Source organism: Streptococcus infantis (assembly GCF_019929575.1).
GTDB lineage: Bacteria > Bacillota > Bacilli > Lactobacillales > Streptococcaceae > Streptococcus > Streptococcus infantis_L.
On record NZ_JAHZPU010000074.1, the window covers coordinates 1 to 720 of the forward strand.

The 720-nt window shown below is 38.5% G+C and carries 1 protein-coding gene; it reads left to right on the forward strand.

From position 1 onward, the window contains the following. The first annotated feature begins 47 nt into the window (after positions 1–47). Complete coding sequence (locus K1I67_RS09745; protein ID WP_223339750.1) at positions 48–641, forward strand: cysteine hydrolase family protein; 594 nt, start codon at positions 48–50, stop codon at positions 639–641. Positions 642–720: the final 79 nt, after the last annotated feature.

Sequence of the window (720 nt, forward strand, 5' to 3'; positions counted from 1 at the left end):
CTCTATACTGTTTTTTGCAACTCTAGTATATCAGATGAACATGTCTTTTGTGTTGCACTTCATTTTACAACAGGGCTTTAATTTCGATTGACTATACAGAAGATTTTGTAGCGGATTATGGAAAATTGACAGCTGGAGCTCCTGCTCAAGCAATATCAGAAGCGATCAATCAGGTGACTAGATTAGCATTTGACCGTGGAGATTATATTTTCTTTACCATTGATGCTCATGAGGAAAATGATGTCTTTCATCCAGAAAGTAAACTATTTCCCCCTCATAATCTGATTGGGACTAGAGGGCGTAATCTATATGGTAAGTTAGCCGAGTTCTATCAGGAATATGCTGGCGATAGTCGTGTTTTCTGGATGGACAAACGTCACTATTCGGCTTTTTCTGGCACAGATTTGGATATCCGTCTGAGAGAGCGTCGCGTGGATACAGTCATTTTAACAGGTGTTCTTACAGATATCTGTGTATTGCATACGGCTATTGATGCCTATAATCTTGGGTATCAGATAGAAGTTGTTAAGCCAGCAGTCGCATCAATCTGGCCTGAAAATCACCAGTTTGCACTTGGACATTTTAAGAATACATTAGGAGCGAAACTCCTTGATGAAAATCTAGTTGAAATCAAAGAATAATGTATGCCCTGTTGTAAAATGAAGTGCAACACAAAAGACATGTTCATCTGATATACTAGAGTTGCAAAAAACAGTATAG